Annotated in this window: 18 protein-coding genes; 7 read left to right on the top strand and 11 right to left on the bottom strand. The window is 60.4% G+C overall.

The window, feature by feature from the left end; all coding sequences use genetic code 11:
- Nucleotides 1–6 precede the first annotated feature (6 nt).
- Together ACP15V_RS15010 and ACP15V_RS15005 are read right to left on the bottom strand one after the other, a co-directional pair.
- Nucleotides 7–1,371, bottom strand: a complete 1,365-nt coding sequence (locus tag ACP15V_RS15010; protein ID WP_424944534.1) for an MFS transporter — start codon at nucleotides 1,369–1,371, stop codon at nucleotides 7–9.
- A 34-nt stretch (nucleotides 1,372–1,405) separates the two neighbouring features.
- Complete coding sequence (locus ACP15V_RS15005; protein WP_424944533.1) at nucleotides 1,406–2,020, bottom strand: acyl-CoA thioesterase; 615 nt, start codon at nucleotides 2,018–2,020, stop codon at nucleotides 1,406–1,408.
- 122 nt (nucleotides 2,021–2,142) lie between these two features.
- Between ACP15V_RS15005 and ACP15V_RS15000 the strand changes: the two genes are divergently transcribed.
- The 3 genes from ACP15V_RS15000 (at nucleotide 2,143) to yaaA (ending at nucleotide 5,297) form a co-directional block, all read left to right on the top strand.
- On the top strand, nucleotides 2,143–2,427 hold the full coding sequence (locus ACP15V_RS15000) for a YggT family protein (RefSeq protein WP_424944532.1): 285 nt from the start codon (nucleotides 2,143–2,145) through the stop codon (nucleotides 2,425–2,427).
- 63 nt (nucleotides 2,428–2,490) lie between these two features.
- A complete protein-coding gene (gene recQ / locus ACP15V_RS14995; RefSeq protein WP_424944531.1) occupies nucleotides 2,491–4,533 on the top strand; it encodes a DNA helicase RecQ in 2,043 nt (680 codons plus the stop codon).
- The gene (gene yaaA / locus ACP15V_RS14990) at nucleotides 4,533–5,297 is read left to right on the top strand and encodes a peroxide stress protein YaaA (protein WP_424944530.1); all 765 of its coding nucleotides are present in this window, start codon (nucleotides 4,533–4,535) and stop codon (nucleotides 5,295–5,297) included. Before recQ ends, yaaA begins: the two co-directional genes overlap by 1 nt.
- A gap of 24 nt (nucleotides 5,298–5,321) precedes the next feature.
- On the opposite strand, the gene ACP15V_RS14985 is transcribed toward yaaA, so the two are convergent.
- Both ACP15V_RS14985 and ACP15V_RS14980 read right to left on the bottom strand, forming a co-directional pair.
- Nucleotides 5,322–7,829, bottom strand: coding sequence for an ATP-binding protein (locus ACP15V_RS14985; RefSeq protein WP_424944529.1), 2,508 nt, complete (start codon nucleotides 7,827–7,829; stop codon nucleotides 5,322–5,324).
- A gap of 197 nt (nucleotides 7,830–8,026) precedes the next feature.
- Complete coding sequence (locus ACP15V_RS14980) at nucleotides 8,027–8,764, bottom strand: DUF1013 domain-containing protein (protein ID WP_424944528.1); 738 nt, start codon at nucleotides 8,762–8,764, stop codon at nucleotides 8,027–8,029.
- A gap of 152 nt (nucleotides 8,765–8,916) precedes the next feature.
- Between ACP15V_RS14980 and ACP15V_RS14975 the strand changes: the two genes are divergently transcribed.
- On the top strand, nucleotides 8,917–9,558 hold the full coding sequence (locus tag ACP15V_RS14975; RefSeq protein ID WP_424944527.1) for a ribonuclease T2 family protein: 642 nt from the start codon (nucleotides 8,917–8,919) through the stop codon (nucleotides 9,556–9,558).
- Between the two features lie 283 nt (nucleotides 9,559–9,841).
- Nucleotides 9,842–10,693 (top strand): DUF2189 domain-containing protein, encoded by an 852-nt coding sequence (locus ACP15V_RS14970; protein WP_424944526.1) that lies wholly within the window; start codon nucleotides 9,842–9,844, stop codon nucleotides 10,691–10,693.
- 86 nt (nucleotides 10,694–10,779) lie between these two features.
- Here the strand turns inward: ACP15V_RS14970 and ACP15V_RS14965 are convergent, their stop codons facing one another.
- Nucleotides 10,780–11,763, bottom strand: a complete 984-nt coding sequence (locus ACP15V_RS14965) for an NAD(P)H-quinone oxidoreductase (protein WP_424944525.1) — start codon at nucleotides 11,761–11,763, stop codon at nucleotides 10,780–10,782.
- On the bottom strand, nucleotides 11,764–12,459 hold the full coding sequence (locus ACP15V_RS14960; protein ID WP_424944524.1) for a COQ9 family protein: 696 nt from the start codon (nucleotides 12,457–12,459) through the stop codon (nucleotides 11,764–11,766). It lies immediately after the preceding gene.
- Nucleotides 12,460–12,659: 200 nt separating this feature from the next.
- Here ACP15V_RS14960 and rpsU point away from each other — a divergent pair, with 200 nt between their 5' ends.
- Complete coding sequence (rpsU, locus tag ACP15V_RS14955; RefSeq protein WP_018302784.1) at nucleotides 12,660–12,866, top strand: 30S ribosomal protein S21; 207 nt, start codon at nucleotides 12,660–12,662, stop codon at nucleotides 12,864–12,866.
- A gap of 92 nt (nucleotides 12,867–12,958) precedes the next feature.
- On the opposite strand, the gene ACP15V_RS14950 is transcribed toward rpsU, so the two are convergent.
- From ACP15V_RS14950 to ACP15V_RS14930, 5 genes are all read right to left on the bottom strand, one after another.
- Entirely contained in the window at nucleotides 12,959–14,281 is a 1,323-nt protein-coding gene (locus tag ACP15V_RS14950) for an MFS transporter (protein WP_424944523.1), read from the bottom strand.
- Nucleotides 14,282–14,325: 44 nt separating this feature from the next.
- On the bottom strand, nucleotides 14,326–14,595 hold the full coding sequence (locus ACP15V_RS14945) for a metal-sensing transcriptional repressor (protein ID WP_424944522.1): 270 nt from the start codon (nucleotides 14,593–14,595) through the stop codon (nucleotides 14,326–14,328).
- 75 nt (nucleotides 14,596–14,670) lie between these two features.
- The gene (locus ACP15V_RS14940; protein WP_424944521.1) at nucleotides 14,671–15,600 is read right to left on the bottom strand and encodes an alpha/beta fold hydrolase; all 930 of its coding nucleotides are present in this window, start codon (nucleotides 15,598–15,600) and stop codon (nucleotides 14,671–14,673) included.
- A 288-nt stretch (nucleotides 15,601–15,888) separates the two neighbouring features.
- Nucleotides 15,889–16,521 carry an HAD family hydrolase gene (locus ACP15V_RS14935; protein ID WP_424944520.1) on the bottom strand — a complete coding sequence of 211 codons (633 nt, stop codon included), beginning with the start codon at nucleotides 16,519–16,521 and terminating at the stop codon, nucleotides 15,889–15,891.
- A gap of 41 nt (nucleotides 16,522–16,562) precedes the next feature.
- Nucleotides 16,563–16,940 (bottom strand): response regulator, encoded by a 378-nt coding sequence (locus ACP15V_RS14930; protein ID WP_424944519.1) that lies wholly within the window; start codon nucleotides 16,938–16,940, stop codon nucleotides 16,563–16,565.
- Between the two features lie 207 nt (nucleotides 16,941–17,147).
- Here ACP15V_RS14930 and ACP15V_RS14925 point away from each other — a divergent pair, with 207 nt between their 5' ends.
- Nucleotides 17,148–17,519 carry a DUF1636 family protein gene (locus ACP15V_RS14925; RefSeq protein ID WP_424944518.1) on the top strand — a complete coding sequence of 124 codons (372 nt, stop codon included), beginning with the start codon at nucleotides 17,148–17,150 and terminating at the stop codon, nucleotides 17,517–17,519.

Below are 17,519 nucleotides of genomic sequence, written 5' to 3'. Positions count from 1 at the left end.
GCCCCCTCAATGCTCCCCTTCAGGTTTAACCCAGATCAGCAGGATTAGTCCCAAGGCAAAAAGCCCTATCAGCGGAGAAACGCCCAGACGGGCGCTGCCGGTCAGGGTGGTGACCAGGCCAATCAGCATTGGCGCCATAAAGGCAGTGGCGCGACCGGACAGGCCATAAAGGCCAAAGCTTTCGGCGGGCGCGTCGGGGTTGGCGTGGCGCACCATCATGCTGCGACTGGCGGATTGCAGGGTGCCCCCCATGCCGCCGATCAGGATTCCGCAGATGAAAAAGATGATGTCAGGGACGTTTGACCCTTCGGCCAATTTAAACCCAAAGACGGCTTCGCGCGTCATGTTCACCACCACAAGGCAGACAAACATCAGGACAATGATGGAACCGATGATCACCGGTTTGGGGCCACGTTTGCTGTCGATCCCGCCGCCAAGCCAGCTAAAGAACGCCGCTGCGATGCCCGAGATGATGCCAAAGACGCCGATCAGCACGATGGGCCAGTTCAGCACCAGACCCGCATAGACACCGCCAAACCCGTACAGGCCGTTCAGGGCGTCGCGATAGAACATCGAGCTGCCGAGATAAGACGCCAGGCTTCGTTTGTGGCGCAGCCCTTTGATGGACCGCCCCAGGATGGACAAGGCACCAGAGAAGCTGTGTTTGGCGCCGGTTTTCGGGCCGTCTTTGACCCAAAGCGCATAGGGGATCATGAAGATCGCAAACCAGACAGCCACGAAGGGACCAACGAAACGCGTGCCTTCACGCGCCTCGGCATCCAAAAGGCCAAACCCGGGGGCAAGCCCGACCAGCGTCTTGCCGTTTGGTTGCTCCACAAACAGCGCCAACATGATCGCCAGCGCAACCAACCCGCCGACATAACCAAAGGCAAATCCCGACCCCGAGATCTGCCCCACCTCATCTTTGTCGGCAAGGGTTGGCAGCTGCGAGTTGGTGAAGACCAAAGCAAACTCTGCGCCAATGAAGCCGATGCCAAACGCCAAGAGCATTTGCCAGATGTTGGACCCGTCCGGAACCGTCCACCACAGGGCAAATGCCCCCAGAAAGCACAGAACGCCAAAACCTGCGACCCACGGGCGCACGCGCCCCGCCGTGTCCGCCAGTGCCCCCATGATCGGAGCACCAAACCCCACGATCAACCCGGCCACGCCCAATCCCCATGACCACAGGCTTTGCGCGCGCGCATCTGCGGCCAGCTCATCCAATCCGGTGGACATGAAATGGGTGGTCGCTACGGACGCAAAATAGGGTCCGAAAATAAAGGTCAGCAGCAATGTGTGATATGGCTGGCTGGCCCAGTCGAACCAGTACCAGCCCCAAATGCGCTTACGCGCAGAAATTCCCGACATTGATCTGCCCCTGTTCGCCCCTTGGTTGGGGTGATCAAACAGGGTTTGCGCCCCGGGGGCAAGGCGGATCATGCGGTTCGGTTGCGTCTGCCTGCGTGTTTTGCACGGTGATGGTTGACGGTTTTTCTGGCGGCCAGGGGCGCTGGGCGTCTGCCTCGATCCAGGCGGCGACCCAGTTCGGCAATGTGGGGGCGGGGCCATCATGCCCCAAGGCCGCGCGCACCTTATCCGTTGCCACAATACCATTTCGGTCCGTCACGGCAGAGCGATAGACGATCTGATTGGCACAGTCCTCGCCTTTCCACATGCTTTGTTCCACATAGAAAAACCGGTCGTCCCAACCGACCAGACGCGATTGCATTTCGATCCGTTCAAACATTTTGATCCGTTTGCGATAGCGCACGCTGGCCCCGGCCATGGTCAGCCCCCAGCGATTTTTAAACAGCATGCGGGTCAGCCCGGTGCGGCTTGCCAATGGGATGCGCCCAAGATCATAAAGGGTCAGGGTGCGACCGTTGTTCAGTTCACGCCACAGATCCAGATCCCAGGGCCAACAGCGGTGGTGGCTGACATGCACACCGGTCATCGGCAAGGGGGTGGCCCGGGTGGTCTTCAACAGCTCTTTTGCCATGCGGATAAAGGGATACATCGCGCGCTCCTTTCTTTCGGCTCTGCCCCGGCTTGCCGCGCGCGTCAACCAAGACCGCGCGTCACCCTTGCCCTTTTGTCCGTGTGACCCTAGATGGAATGAAGGCCACGAAAGGAGCACCCATGCAGTCGCTTTTGCAGATTCTGTTCATGATTACGTCGATTGTCTGGTGGATTGTGATTGTCCACATCATCATGTCGTGGCTGATCAATTTCCAAGTGCTCAACCTGCGCCAACACCTGGTTGCCCAGATCTGGTATGGGCTGGAGCGCCTTCTGGCGCCGATCTACAACCGGATCCGGTCGTTCCTGCCGCCGATGGGCGGGCTGGACCTTGCCCCCCTTGTGCTGTTGGTCGGCCTGATGGCGGTGCGTATTGTTCTGGCCAATAATGGCGGCGCCTACTAACCGCTTGTCCCGACGCCCGGGGTATGAGAGTCTGTTCGGTATAAGAAACGAGCAGCTGCCAACATGCCCCGCGATCTGGACCTTTTGAAATCCGTCTTCGGATTTGATGGCTTTCGGCCCGGTCAGGCCGAGATCGTGGATGCCGTGGTGGCAGGCGAAAACACCCTTGCCATCATGCCAACGGGCGGCGGAAAATCCCTTTGCTTTCAATTGCCTGCCTTGGTGCGAGACGGCGTCACCGTGGTGATTTCGCCACTGATTGCCCTGATGCGCGATCAGGTGCGGGGGCTTCAGGCGGCAGGGGTTGAGGCAGGTGCGCTGACCTCTGCCAATACCGACGAAGAAAACGACGCAGTGTTTTCGGCACTCTCGGAGGGGCGGTTAAAACTCCTCTATATGGCACCCGAACGGCTGGCCTCTGGTGGCACGCTGAACCTGTTGAAACGTGCAAACACCACACTCATTGCGGTGGACGAGGCCCATTGCGTCAGCCAGTGGGGCCATGACTTCCGCCCAGATTATCTGCGCATAGGCGATCTGAAACGCGCGTTGGGCGTGCCACTTGCCGCCTTCACCGCCACGGCGGATGAAGAAACCCGCGACGAGATTGTGGCGAAACTTTTTGACGGTCAGGCCCCGCGCGCCTTTCTGCGCGGTTTTGACCGGCCCAATATCCACCTGGCCTTCGCGGTCAAGGACAGCCCACGCAAACAGATCCTTGATTTTGCCGATGCGCGGCGCGGGCAATCCGGCATTATCTATGCCGCCACCCGCGCGCGCACCGAAACCTTGGCCAAGGCCCTGCGCGATGAACGCCACGAGGCGATCCATTACCACGGTGGGATGGACGCGGACGACCGGCGCGAGGTGGAGCGCCGGTTTCAGCAGGAAGACGGGTTGATTGTGGTGGCCACCATCGCTTTTGGCATGGGGATCGACAAGCCGGATATCCGCTGGGTCGCGCACGCGGATTTGCCGAAATCCATCGAAGCCTATTATCAGGAAATCGGCCGCGCGGGGCGCGATGGGGCCCCTGCCGAAACGCTCACGCTGTTTGGCCCGGATGACATCCGTCTGCGCCGCTCGCAGATCGACGAAGGGCTGGCCCCGGCCGAGCGGCGGGGCGCGGATCATGGGCGGCTGAACGCGCTTCTTGGTCTCGCTGAAGCACATGGTTGTCGGCGCAAACAGTTGCTGGGCTATTTCGGTGAGACGTCCGAGCCGTGCGGCAATTGCGATCTTTGCGACCGTCCGCCGGACTTGTTCGATGGGACTGTGGATGTGATGAAGGCCCTCTCGGCGGCGCTGCGCACGGATGAAAGCTATGGCTCCGGGCATCTGATTGACATTTTGCGCGGCAATATGACCGACCGCGTGCGGGACCGTGGCCATGACAACCTGCCCACGTTCGGGGTGGGGCGCGAGCATGACAAACGCATGTGGCAGGCCATATTTCGGCAGATGCTGGGCCTGGATCTGGTGCGTCCGGATCCGGCCCGCCACGGCGCGCTGCGGATCACGCAAAAGGCGCATCCGGTGCTGCGCGGTGAAGAGCAGGTCGAGCTGCGACGCGATACGTTGAAGGCCACCCGCCGCCCCGCCGCCAAGATGATGGTGGCGGAGGAAGACGCGCCGCTTTTGTCCGCGCTGAAGGCCAAACGCCGCGCGTTGGCCGAAGCGGCGCGCGTGCCCGCCTATGTGGTTTTCACGGATCGGACCCTGATTGAAATGGCCGAAAAACGCCCGGTGACCTTGGACGAGATGGCCCGGATTGGCGGGGTCGGGGCCAAGAAGCTCGACACGTATGGCGATGCGTTTTTATCGGTGATCGCCGGGGATACGCCCGACTTGCACCCGACCCGGCGAAAATTGGCGGGCCGCGCGGCAGGGGGGCTTTACGACCGGCTGCAAGAGGCCGCAACCCGGCTGTTGCGCGGCGAAGACGGCACCGGGAAATACATGACCCTGACCCCTGGCACCCTGCGCCAAATCGCGGAACGCAAGCCGATGTCAATCGGCGATCTGGCGCGGTTGCAGGGGATGAATGATGCCAAAGCAGAACGTTTTGGCCCGATGTTTTTTGAGATTTTGACGGAGGATGCGTGATGTTGGTTGTTGTCTCGCCTGCCAAGCGATTGGATGAAACGCCGCCCAAGGCAGAGGGGGGCAGCACGCCGATCTATCTGGATCACGCGGGGGAGCTTGCGACCACCGCGGGCAAGCTGACCGGGCCGGAGCTTGAGAAGCTCATGCATATCTCACCCAAACTGGGGGCGTTGAACGCTGATCGCTTTGCTGCGTTTGGCTCGGGCGCGGGGGAAAAGCAGGCGTTGGAGATGTTTGCGGGGGATACTTATGCGGGCCTGGATGCGGGCAGTCTGGACGCAGATGCGCGGCGCTATGCGCAGGATCACCTGTGCATCCTGTCGGGACTTTATGGGCTGTTGCGCCCCGAGGACAAGATCGCGCCGCATCGGCTTGAGATGGGGTCGAAGCTGGTCAATGCGCGCGGCAAGAACCTGTATCAATTCTGGGGCGACCGGATTGCCGAGGCCTTGAATGCGCGCGCTGAGGAGACCGGGGCGAAGGTTTTGGTGAACTGCGCGTCGGTTGAGTATTTCTCAGCCGCCGATCGCGATGCGCTGCGCCTTCGGGTGATCACGCCGAGTTTTTACGAGATGAAGAGCGGCGCCCCTAAGATTGTGTCCTTCTTTGCCAAAAAGGCACGCGGGTCGATGGCACGCTATGTGATGGAAAATCGGCTGACCAGCCCGGAGGACCTGAAAGGGTTTGATCTCGGGGGATACAGGTATCGCCCCGAGATGAGTGAAGGTGACAAGATCGCCTTTTTGCGCGACGAGGCGGATTAACCACGGGCCGTCGCCTTCGGACGATTACTCCTGAACCAGAGGCGGGCGGGCGTCGGAGGGGCAATTGGCTTCGATCTCGCCCAGGATCAACGGCTTTTTCAACGGTTTGGTCAGGTGCTTGTCCAACCCGTATGACAGGATTTCCTCAGCGTCGCCGGTCATGGCATGGGCGGTGAGGGCCACGATCTTGGTGCGTTCCAGCCCCTGCTCGGCTTCGAGCGCGCGGATGCATTGGGTGGCTTCCTTGCCGTCCATCTCTGGCATGGAAATATCCATAAAGATCAGGTCGGGCTCGAAGTCCTGAAAAAGCTCCAGCGCTTCTCGACCGTTGTTTGCAAATTTCAGATCAATATCCAGTGCCTTGACCAGTTTGGAGAAGACCAGTTGGTTGGTGCGGTTGTCCTCGGCGGCCAGGACGCGCATGGTGCGTGGCTCATCCTCGGCCAAGGGGGCGAAAGGCGGCGTGGCGACGTCGGAAGGACCGCCGTTGCCGGTGTCAGCTGGATCAGGCATTTCAACCTTATCAATGGGCGCTGGGTCGATTGCGGGAGCGCGGTCGCTTGGCAGGAAGACGATTTCGTCTGCATCCCGGGCGCTGGCAAAGTTGATGGGCGCCGGGGTGCGTGCATCCTCGGGCAGGTGTGCCGGTGTCTGGGCGTCCACCGCTGGTTCGGCGCTGGAGGTTTGCGCGTCCAAATCTGCGGGATTTGGGGCGTAAAGGAGCGCGTTGATGGCGGCGGCGGTCTCGTCTTGCGGGGTGTCTGAGGGGCTTATGTCCGACGCCGGCTCAGCGGTTGCATGTGCCGGTTCCTGGGGCTTTGCCAATTGTTCCAGAGTTTGAAACAGATTGCGGCGCAGGATCGGCATCATCAGGGTGGTATCCACACGCGATTGGAGCTTGTGTGCCAAGCCACCGATCGCATTGGGGGAGGTCAGAAGTATGGTGTAGGGGGTATTCTTTGCGGCGTGCAATTCGTTCAGGGCGGATTGGCAAAACTCCTCGGGCAGGTTTTCCTGCAGAAAGACAAGCTCCTGGCGATCCATGTCGGCGGGGAGCGCATTGCAATGGGGGTGCGTCGTCACGTTCAGGCCAAGTGCCAGGAGGCTTTTTTCCAGGATCTCGGAATGCAACCCGTCTTCCATCAAAAGCAGGGCGTGGTTTTGGGCAAGAGGCAACTTGGGGATCTTGACGTCTTCGACAACGGGGGCGGTGAAATGTAGACCGAAGCAGGAACCAATTCCCTCTTCGCTTTCAACCCAAATTTCGCCCCCCATCAGGTCTACCAGCTGGCGGGTGATGGCCAGGCCCAGACCGGTGCCGTCGAACCGGCGGTTGCGTTCATCTTCAACCTGATTGAATTCACCAAAGATGTGATCTTGCATTTCAACCGGAATGCCGATGCCGCTGTCTTCGACGGTGATATGGATTTTCTGCGTGGCCCCATCGGCGACCGGCAGGCCCAGCACGCGGATCAGCACGTGACCTTTGGACGTGAACTTTACCGCATTGCCGATCAGGTTGGTCAGGATCTGGCCGATCCGCACCGGGTCGGCCTTGATCTTGGTCGGCATGAAAATGTCGAAGTCGATCGAGATTTGCAGCCCTTTTTCCTGCACGGAAGGCTGCAAAAGCGTGACCACGTCATGCAGCTTGGCTTCCAGATCGAATTCTTCCGGATGCAGGGTCAGCTTGGCGGCTTCGATTTTGGAATAGTCCAGCACATCATTGATGATGGTCAGCAACGCTTCGCCGGACTTCCGGATCGTTTCGATATAAAGCCGCTGTTCTTCGTCCAGATCGCCATCGGCCATCAGTTCCGCGATGGCCATGACCCCGTTCATCGGCGTTCTGATTTCGTGGCTCATATTGGCGAGGAAGGCAGACTTGGCGCGGTTCGCCGCTTCGGCCTTGAAGCGGGCGTCTTTCAGCTTGGCCTCGTAATTGATCGTGTCGGTGATATCGAGCCCAAGCGAAACCGTGTCGCCATCGCTAGAGCGACGATCCACCAGTTTGATATAGGTGCCATCCCAAAGGCGCAGCGTATGGGGTTCAATATTGGGTGCGCGCCAGCGATCCAGCATCATGTCGCGCCATGCAAGTGGCCGCATTCCTTCGATGTCGATCACCCCTTCGTCCAGCGCGGCTTGCAGCATCTCGACATAGGTGATCCCGGGCGCGATGCATTCCAGCCCGTCAAACGGTTTCAGATAGGCGGAATTTGCGGCGATCATGCATTCATCCTGATCAAACACCGCAAATCCGTCTTCGATGGTTTCCAGACTGTCCCACAGGCGCCGCTTGGCAATCACCACCTCTTTGGTGGCACGTTCCAGATCGGCCTTGACCAATGTGTTCTCGGTCAGGGTTTCTTCCATCTCTTCGCGGGTTTCCACGATCTCTTCAGACAGGTTGCGGGCATGCAGCGAAAGCTGTTTGTTGGCGTTGGATAGCTCGGCCTGTTTTTGGGCCAGCAAACGTTCAGCGGCCATTCTGGCGCGCCGTTCCTGAGCCAGGATATCATCGATTTTCATACCCGCATCTCCGCATTCTGCGTTCCTGTCATGCAGGCAGAATGGCGCGAAGAGGGTGAACAGGGGCTTAACGGATTGCAGAAAAACGTCTGAAAAATGCGATCAATTGTGCAAGCTGCCGTTAATGCCTTATGCACAAAAGAAAAACCCCGACGCGACGCCGGGGTTTCCTCAAAACTTGCACTATCGGGCGACGCTTATTTGTCGTCGTCTTCCGCATCATCGCCAGAGGGCAGGTTAAAGAAGCTGTCTGCGTCCAGCACTTCCTCTTCCTTTTCTTCCTTTGGCTCTGCCGAGAGCGAGAAGGTTTCCAGCCCTTCGATGGCGGTCGGCATCTTCGGCTCGGCATCCATGGTCAGGCTCTGCTCGGTCGACACCAGCTTGCGGCGTTCGTCATCGGACATGGCGTCTTTGGACTTCGCGGCTTTTTGCACAGCCAGATCCAGTTCCGATTGCTTACACAGGCCCAGGGCCACCGGGTCGATGGGTTCCATGTTCTGGATGTTCCAGTGGGTGCGTTCGCGGATCGACTGGATGGTCGGCTTGGTCGTGCCCACCAGTTTGGCGATCTGGCCGTCGCTGAGTTCGGGGTGGAATTTCACCAGCCACAGGATCGAGTTCGGGCGGTCCTGGCGTTTCGACAGGGGGGTATAGCGCGGGCCGCGACGTTTTTCTTCGCCCACGGCGGCGGCGTAGAATTTCAGTTTCAGCTTGTGCAGCGGGTTGGCCTCGGCCTTGTCAATCTCGGACTGCTCCAACTGGTTGTTGGCGACCGGGTCAAAGCCCTTTACGCCGGTGGCCACATCGCCATCGGCAATGCCCTGCACTTCCAGCTCGTGCAGGCCGCAGAAATCGGCGATCTGTTTGAAGCTGATCGTCGTGTTGTCCACCAGCCAAACGGCGGTGGCTTTTGCCATGATCGGTTTGTTCGACATCGGAACTCTCCTTTGAAAACCTTGGGCCCGGATACAACTTTCCCGCGCCCTGGCTGGGCTGTCTGGGCTCACGGGGAGTTTTCCAGACCGGTTCTCGTTGTCGGGGAACTTGCGGTCTATATAAGGGGGAATGGCCAAAGAGGGAAGAGAAAATGCGCAAAGCGGTTTTGGCGAGTGTGATCTGGGGCATGTCTGCGCTGGGCCTGTGGGCGGAGGGTGAGGCAACCGGCGAATTTGATTACTACGTGCTGGCGCTGAGCTGGTCACCCAATTGGTGTGCGGTTGAGGGCGATGCGCGGGGATCGGAGCAATGTGATCCATCGCGGGATTTAGGCTGGGTGGTGCATGGGCTGTGGCCGCAATACGAACAGGGCTGGCCGTCCTATTGTCGCCATTCCTTCCGCGCCCCGTCGCGGGGGATGACCCGCGCGCAGGCCGATATTTTCGGGGATGGCGGCGCGGCCTGGTATCAGTGGAAGAAGCACGGCACCTGTGCGGGTCTGGAGCCTGCGGAGTATTACGACACCGTGCGTCGCGCCTATGAGGCGGTGGAGCGGCCGGAGGTGCTGCGCAAGCTGGAAAACCCGGTGCGTTTGCCCGCGAAAGTCATTGAAGAGGCATTTCTGCAGGCCAACCCGAATTGGCGCGCTGACATGCTGACCATCACCTGCAAGGGTGATCGCATTCAGGAAGCCCGGCTGTGCCTGACCAAAGACCTTGAGCCGCGAGAATGTGGCCGGGATGTGAGGCGCGATTGCAGCCAGACCCGTGCGTTGCTGGACCCGATCCGCTGATCTGGCAGGGGGGCTCCCGCCCCGTGTTGACCCTGCGGGGTGCCACGGGTTGGGGGTGGCCTCGCTGCGCTCGGGAGGGGCTTTGCCCCTCGGACTTCGTCCTCACCCCAGGATATTTCTGTCCAGAAAATAAGGAGATGACAGAGGGTGTGGGATCTTCACCCCCTTGTGTGCGGGGCGTGTGGGGCGTTTGTGGTATAATGTGGCAAACGGCCGGGGTCCGGTCATGCCTAACCGACATCTGCGAACCCGGCCGAAGTTGATCACTTCGGGAGGATGTCAGATGGTCAAGACAATCGGTAATCCGCTGTCCTGGGCGGCCCAGCAAGTTGTGGGCGCAGGCAATCATGTCTCGCATTCCGTGGAGCATATGAGCGGGGCGGAAGCGCCACCGAAGCTCCGCCGATTGAATTACACGGACCTGAATGTGGCCCTGCGCAAGGGGTATGAAGATTTCTGTGCGGCGCGGACAGAGGTGATGATGCTGGTGATCTTCTACCCGGTTGTGGGGCTGATCCTGATTGGCATGGCGCTGAACATGGCGCTGGTGCCGCTGCTGTTTCCGTTGGTGATGGGGTTTGCCTTTCTGGGGCCGGTGGCTGCGGTTGGGTTATACGAGATATCAAAGCGGCGTGAAGCGGGTGATGAGGTGAACTTCTCCATGGCGCTGGGGGCGCTGGGCGCGCCGAGTTTTGGCGGCATTGTGGTGATTGCGCTGTATCTTCTCGGGCTTTTCCTGACCTGGATGGTGGTAGCCTGGGGGATCTACCTGGCCACGCTGGGGCCTGCGGTGCCTGAAAGCCTGATGAGCTTTGCGCAGGACACGCTGACCACGCCTGCCGGTTGGGCGATGATCGCCATTGGTGGCGCGCTTGGCTTTGTCTTTGCGGTGATCACGCTGGCCACAACGGTGATCAGTGTGCCGATGCTGTTGGACCGACAGGTGGGTGTCGCGGTGGCGGTGGGCTGTTCGATCCAATTGATGCGCGACAATCCCGGTGTGATGCTGCGCTGGGGTGCAATTGTGTTGGGGAGCCTTGTGCTCGGTGCGATCCCGCTCTTGTTGGGATTGGTTGTGGCGCTGCCCATTCTGGGGCACGCGACATGGCATCTCTATCGTAGGGCGGTGCGGTGAAAACGGTGTGGAGCGCTGCGATGTGAGAATACCAATTGGTAGAAGAACGTTATGGCGCCTTTCGGGGCGCCATATTCTTTTGAGGTTTACGCCACCTTCAAACAAATCTTCCCGATGTGCTGACTGGTTTCCATGCGTGCGTGCGCCTGTGCCGCGTCTTCCAGTGCGAAGACCTGATCCAGCACGGGTTTCACCGTGCCCTTGTCCAGAAGCGGCCAGACTTTTGCGGCCAGTTCCTCGGCGATCTTGGCTTTCGCAAGGTCCGATTGCGGGCGCAGGGTTGATCCGGTCACGGTCAGGCGTTTGGCCATGATCTGCGCGAAATTGATCTCGGCCTTGGGACCGGACAGGAAGGCGATATGGACCATGCGGCCCTCGGTCGCCAAGCAGCGGATGTTGCGGGCGATATAGTCGCCGCCAACCATGTCGAGGATCAGGTTCGCGCCCCCTTCGGGTTTCAGGACCTCGACAAAATCTTCGTCGCGGTAATTGATCGCCCGTTCCGCGCCGAGGTCGGTGCAGACGGCGCATTTTTCGGCCGATCCAGCGGTGGTGAAGACGCGGGCCCCAAAATGGCTGGCGAGCTGGATCGCCGTGGTGCCGATGCCGGAAGACCCTCCATGCACGAGAAACCGTTCGCCCGCCTGCAGTCCGCCGCGCATAAAGACGTTTGACCATACGGTGAAATATGTTTCGGGCAGGCAGGCCGCGTCGCGCATCCTCATCCCATCCGGCACGCGCAGGGCGTGTGCGGCTGGGGTGGTGACATATTCGGCGTACCCTCCGCCGGGCAACAGGGCACAGACCTTATCGCCGATATCCCATTGGGTTACACCTTCGCCCACCGCGGCCACTTCGCCCGAGGCTTCCAGCCCGGGCAGGGGCGAGGCGTTCGGGGGCGGGGCATAATTGCCGGCGCGCTGAATGGCATCTGGGCGGTTCACGCCAGCATAGGCCACCTTGATCAGGATCTCACCGTACGCAGGCGTAGGGATCGGGGCGTCGATGAGTTTCAACACCTCGGGCCCACCGGGGGTCGAGATTTCCACCGCGCGCATCATGTCGGTCATTCACGTGTCTCCGTTTGGGGAAGTGGGCGCCCAGCGGCCCGGATAGTTGGGGTTCATGTCTCGGGCACCGGGGGCCTTGATCAGGTCAAGGCATTTGCCTGGCCCGGCCATAAAGGATTTGAACAGCGGGTTCTTGCGCGCCTGTGCCTTCACCTTTTCAAACTGCATCACATTGTCGATGCGCCGGTCGAGAAAGGCCCAGGTGGCGGCATGCCCGTCGCTGTCGTCGCCCAGCCAGTACAGCACGGTGGAGGTGTAGACCGCCGATAATGTCGCGCGTTTCGTGTACCAGTTCACGTCCTGCGAGCTGTCGCCCAGCGTGTTCCAAATCGCGTCACATGTGCCCCACAGCGCGGCGGATCCGTCGGCGGCGTTTTGTGGCAGGGCAAAGAAGGCCATGCCTTTGCGCACCATTTCCTTGTCAGCAAGTTTCAGCCGGATTTTTACCCCGGCGGCGATCCGGTCGCGAAAGCGCATCTCGTCCAGATTGGCGGCCTTCAACTGCGCCACCATCTCGGCGTCGCCTGCCTTGTGATAAGCCAGCGCCAGATCCAGCGCCCCGCGGGGAAACAACGCCTGCACCTCGGCCTCGGATGCGTCCAACTCGTCCCGCGTTGCTTGCATCGTTGCCTCGGACCAGCCGTCAAAGGGGACGTGGTTCAGGGCGGCATCAAGGAAAGTGTCTTTGGTCAGCATGGGGCAGGTCCGGTCAGCGAATTGATCCCTTCTTTATACATGTTCCATATCGGGGGGGTAGCACCCAGATTGACGCGTTTTGGCAGGAAATGGGGGATGAAAAGCGGTTGGGGAAGAACTGGACACGACTCGCTTTCCCTGCTAAAGGGGCCGTTCCTGCAATTCTGCAAACTCTAACTTAGAAAGGTGGTGACAACCACATGCAGGTTTCGGTTCGCGATAACAACGTAGACCAGGCGCTTCGTGCGCTGAAGAAGAAACTTCAGCGTGAAGGTGTCTTCCGCGAGATGAAGCTTCGGCAGCATTTCGAGAAGCCCTCCGAGAAGAAAGCCCGTGAGAAAGCGGAAGCTATTCGCCGTCAGCGCAAGCTGGCTCGGAAAAAAGCGCAACGTGAGGGTCTTCTTTAAGATCTGAACGCATAGGTGGGGGAGTTGTCAATTCCCCGCCACGACGACCCCCGCAGCCCAGCTTCGGGGGTTTGTTGTTTTTGGAGGGGCTTTTACCCGCGCGTGGTTGGGAAATGCGGGTGCAGATCGTCGATGATGATCGCGTGGGCATGGGGCCCGGGGCCGGTCAGATGTGGGTGATCCGGTGGCAGATCGTCATGGCTGTGTTCCCTTACATCTGAACTGTGGCGAGGCCAAAGGGCCAGCGCCGCGCCCGCGCCGACGCTGGCGAGGGCGGCGAGGATCAAGGCCGTTGGCCCCGCCCCAACGGTGATCATCAGCCACCCTGACAGCGGATAAGCCACCAGCCAGCAGCCGTGCGACAGGGTGAAATGGGCGGCAAAAATCGCCGGGCGGTCGGCGCTGTGGGCCGAGCGTGACAGGACGCGGCCCGACGGGGTGAGGGTGGCGGAAAATCCCACGCCAATCCCGGCCCAGGTGATCAAGAGCAGTGGTAGGTCCAAGGGTGTCGTCATGAGCGCCACGGCAAAACCGCCGAGGCTGATCAGGCTGATCGCAGCCCCCGTTACCATCACGCTGCGGTCTTCTGACTGTTTGATCAGGCGGGGCAGGGTGAAGGCGGCCAGCATGGAACCCAGACCAAACGCGCCGAGAGTCAGCGCCACCGACCGATCCCCCAGCGCGAGGTCCGATTTCACCAGGTTCACCGTGTTCACAAACACCATCGCCCCGGTGGTGGAACTGGCCCAGCACAGGGCGAGCAACCCGCGCAGGCGTGGTGTTTTCAGGTAAAGGCGAATGCCCCGGGTGGTGCGTTCCCAGATCGGGCGGGGTTTGGTTGGGCGCGGGCTGGGCAGGGCCACCGAGACCACCAGACAGGCCGAGGCGATGAACCCGAACGCGGTGCCCCAAAAGAGTGTGGCAAACCCCGTAAGGGTCAGAAGAGCGGCGGCCAGAAGCGGAGAGAGCAGGCTTTCCAGATCCATCGCGAGGCGGGACAGGGACAGCGCCTTGGTGTAGTCGTCCTCGTTGGGCAGCACCTCGGGGATCGTGGCCTGAAAGCTCGGGGTGAACCCGGCGGATGCCGATTGCAGCAGGAAGATCAGCACGTAGATCTGCCAGATTTCGGTGACGAAGGGCAGGCACAGGGCCACGGCAGCGCGAATGAGGTCGAGGAAAACCAGAACGCGACGTCGGTCGATCCGTTCCGCCAATGCAGCGGCCACCGGGGCGACCAGAACATATGCCACCATCTTGATTGTCAGCGCCGTGCCCAGCACCAGTGCTGCTTCGCCGCCCGCCAGATCAAAGGCCAAAAGCCCCAGCGCCACCGTCGCCAACCCGGTGCCGGTCAGCGCCACGATTTGCGCGAAAAAGAGGTGGCGGTAGGTACGGTTTTTCAGGATCTGGATCATGGCGTGACCTTGGAAAAAGGGCTGTGTCCGGTCGCGGTGGCGGGTCAGAGATACTTGGTGATCTCGCGAAAATCCGCCATGTCGACACCTGCCTGCGATTGGGTGTCTGGGTCGAGGCAATGATCGATGTGATCGTGGATCAGCACCTTCTTCGCATTGGTGATCGCCTTTTCAACCGCATGTAATTGTTGGGCAATGTCGGTACAGCTGGCTTCGTCTTCCAGCATGGCAATGACCTTGGCCAGATGGCCGTGGGCGCGTTTCAGGCGGGCGGTGATTTGCGGGTGCGAATGGTGTGGATGTGCGTTTGTCATGCAAAAACCCTATCCCCCGGTAGGGGATAAAGTCAAATGCAAAGCCCGCCTTGTTGAGTGCAGGTAAAGGAGAGGTCAAACTTCGCGCAAATGTTCACGCAGGGCGTCGATCACTTCGTCGGGATGCGTGTATCCCAACCCGTGCCCCGCGCCCTTGATCTCGTATTTATAACATTTCCGGTTCCATTCGGTCAGCTTGCCCATCGCAGATAGCAGGATTGGAATGTCCTTTTCCGCCCAGACCGAGATCACCGCGATATGGGTCTTGGCGATGGCGCGGTGTTCGGCCTCTTGCGTGGTCGAAAGCATGTGCCGTTCTGACGACAGGATGGCCCGCAGATATCCGCGCGTGCCGGTTTCGTCGCGCACCCGTTCGGCAAGGTTCGGGATCTGCGCGGTCTCCGCCTCTCGCACTGCCACGCGGCGCAGTTCCCACCCGCCAAGGCAATCCCAGATCCAATCGCCGACTTTCCCCCAGGCCGCGCAGCGTTTCAGGAGCGCACCGGTGTGATAAATCATGCCGGCCGGGGCCAGCAGCATCAGCCGGTCCACCCGGTCTTTGTGGCGCGCGGCATAGGCCGTGGCGATGGCACCGCCCATGGAATACCCGAAGAGTGACAGCTCTTCGTCGATCTCCAGCGCCTGCAGCAAATCCTCCAGCTGGGTCAGGAAAAACGCCGCATCCTGTGCGCCCTCGGGCCGGTCGGAATACCCCCGTCCGTACAGATCATAGGTGAGGATGCGAAATCCCATGGCGGTGAGGCCGGGGATCAGGGCGGCAAACACCCAACTGGGGGTGGTCAGCCCGTGGATCATCACGACCAGTGGCCCTTTGCCCCGCCCGTGCCATTCGTAATGGGTGATGCCTTGCGACAGTTTCACAAACCCGCCGGGGGCGTCATGGCGCAGGGCGCTGTTCATCTCGGCCCGCGCCCGTTCGATCACCCAAGGGGCAATCAACAGATTGGCCAGCAGCCAAAGCCCGATCAGCGCCAGCCAGCCCATCAGGCGGTGCCCATGCGGTCGAAAGCTACAGGCAACCCGTGGTCTGGTGTCGCATTGGTCCGGCGGGTTTGTGTGCCCGGGAGCGGTCCTCGACCGTCATGCCGAGCGGGGGGCATCTGAACCTGTGCGATCGTGACCATCTTCCGTTCCTATCCTGTTACCCCATTGGCGCAGCGCTGTGCGCCACTGTTGTTTTTGTAGAGTGTGAATGTGACCCGTGCACGTGAAAATCCACGCGCCGCCGCGTTCTGCCCCCGATGATCGGGGCAACCTGCCGGACAGTGCGGGTCACAGGTCGCTCTCTTCGATCAGGCCCCTCGTGATCAGGTGATCCGCCCAGTCACGCGCATCCGTGAACAGATGGGTTTGCCAGCCGCGCGCCTTGGCGGTGGCGATATTGGCGGGCAGATCATCGGTGAACAGCAGACGGTCCGGGGCGATGCCGCAATCTTGTTCCAGCACCTCATAGATCCTGTGATCAGGTTTTGCCGTTTTCAGCTGGCCCGAAATGAAAAGCCGATCAAATTCGCCGAAAAAATCATAGTCCAGCGCGGATAGGGCAAAAGAGGTCACGCCGAAATTTGACAGGGCAAAGACCGGCACGCCGCGCCGTTTCAAAGCGCGCAATGTGGCGACCGACAGGTCAATCGCCGGGGTGGCCAGTTCACGCCAGCGGTCAAACCACCACAGGATTTCACGACGATAATCCGGGTGCCGGATGGCGGCCTCTTCCACCAAGGTGCGGAAATCTTCCCCGGCATCCATGCGGTGATTGATCTGGTGCGGATCCACGGTGGCAAAAAACGCATGACGCCGGTCCGTACCGATCCAATGGTCATAATGGGTTTCGGGTTGCCAGCGGATCAACACGTTTCCGATATCGAAAACAACGGCATCCGGGCGCGGGTGGGGTGTGGTCATAAGGTGACCCTAATCCCCCATGTGTCGTTTGCAAATATGGATTATTCCGCTGGGCTGGCGGCGTGACGCCCGTGATACTCCACCAGCGCTGCCAGATCCTCTGCCGGGGTCTGGTCGGGGATGCAGGCATGGGCATTGGACGCGTGTTCAAAAATCGACCCGTCGGAAAAGAAGGTGGAGTTGGTGACGAAGATCACCCGCGCATTTGGCCGGCGAAAGGCGGCGTAATCGGACACGTTCAGCGCATTGCCGCGGCCCAGGCGTATATTCATCACGATCACGTCAAACGGGGTTTGCCCGATGGCGGTAATGGCACTGTCTTCGCCATCTGCACAGGCCACGTCGACCCCCTGCCGCGACAGCGAGCGGGCCCAGACCTGCGCCAGGTCGGTATTCGATTCGACGATCAGTACTTGCATGTAGGCTCCCTAAGGTGTTTTCCCACAAAACGCCGGGTGATGCCATGACAACCGGGTAAACAGTCTGTCACATTGTTTGTGATCCCGCGACAATCAAAGGATATATGATCGTCGGGATTGTGTTTGGGGGAATTTTCCGCTTCAAGGCTCAGATAACGGCAGCCGGGGCAAGTGAGGGCCCCGCGATTTACCAAGGGGGAAACGCGCATGACAAGCTGGATCACCATCTGTGACACCTGCAAACGCGACGGTTGGGACGAGGCGCAGTCGGGCGGCAAAACCGATGGCGAGGCTTTGGCCGAACTGGTCGAAGGGGCCGCGCGTGGCACCGATCTGCGTGTGCGCCGCGTATCCTGCCTGATGGGCTGCGACAACAGCTGTAACGTGTCGATCCAGGCCCATGGCAAGCTGGCCTATACGATGGGGCGGTTTGACCCGACACAGGATGCCGCCGACGGGATCGTCGCCTACGCGCAGGGCCATGCTGCCAGCGCCAATGGCACCGTGCCTTACCGCGAATGGCCACAGGCGGTGAAGGGGCATTTCGTGACCCGCCACCACCCGATCCCCGAAGAGTGA

The sequence above is a fragment of the Aliiroseovarius crassostreae genome, from assembly GCF_049803815.1.
GTDB lineage: Bacteria > Pseudomonadota > Alphaproteobacteria > Rhodobacterales > Rhodobacteraceae > Aliiroseovarius > Aliiroseovarius crassostreae_A.
The sequence above is the reverse complement of the archived record's forward strand: the minus strand, read 5'-3'. Positions and strand labels throughout refer to the sequence as shown.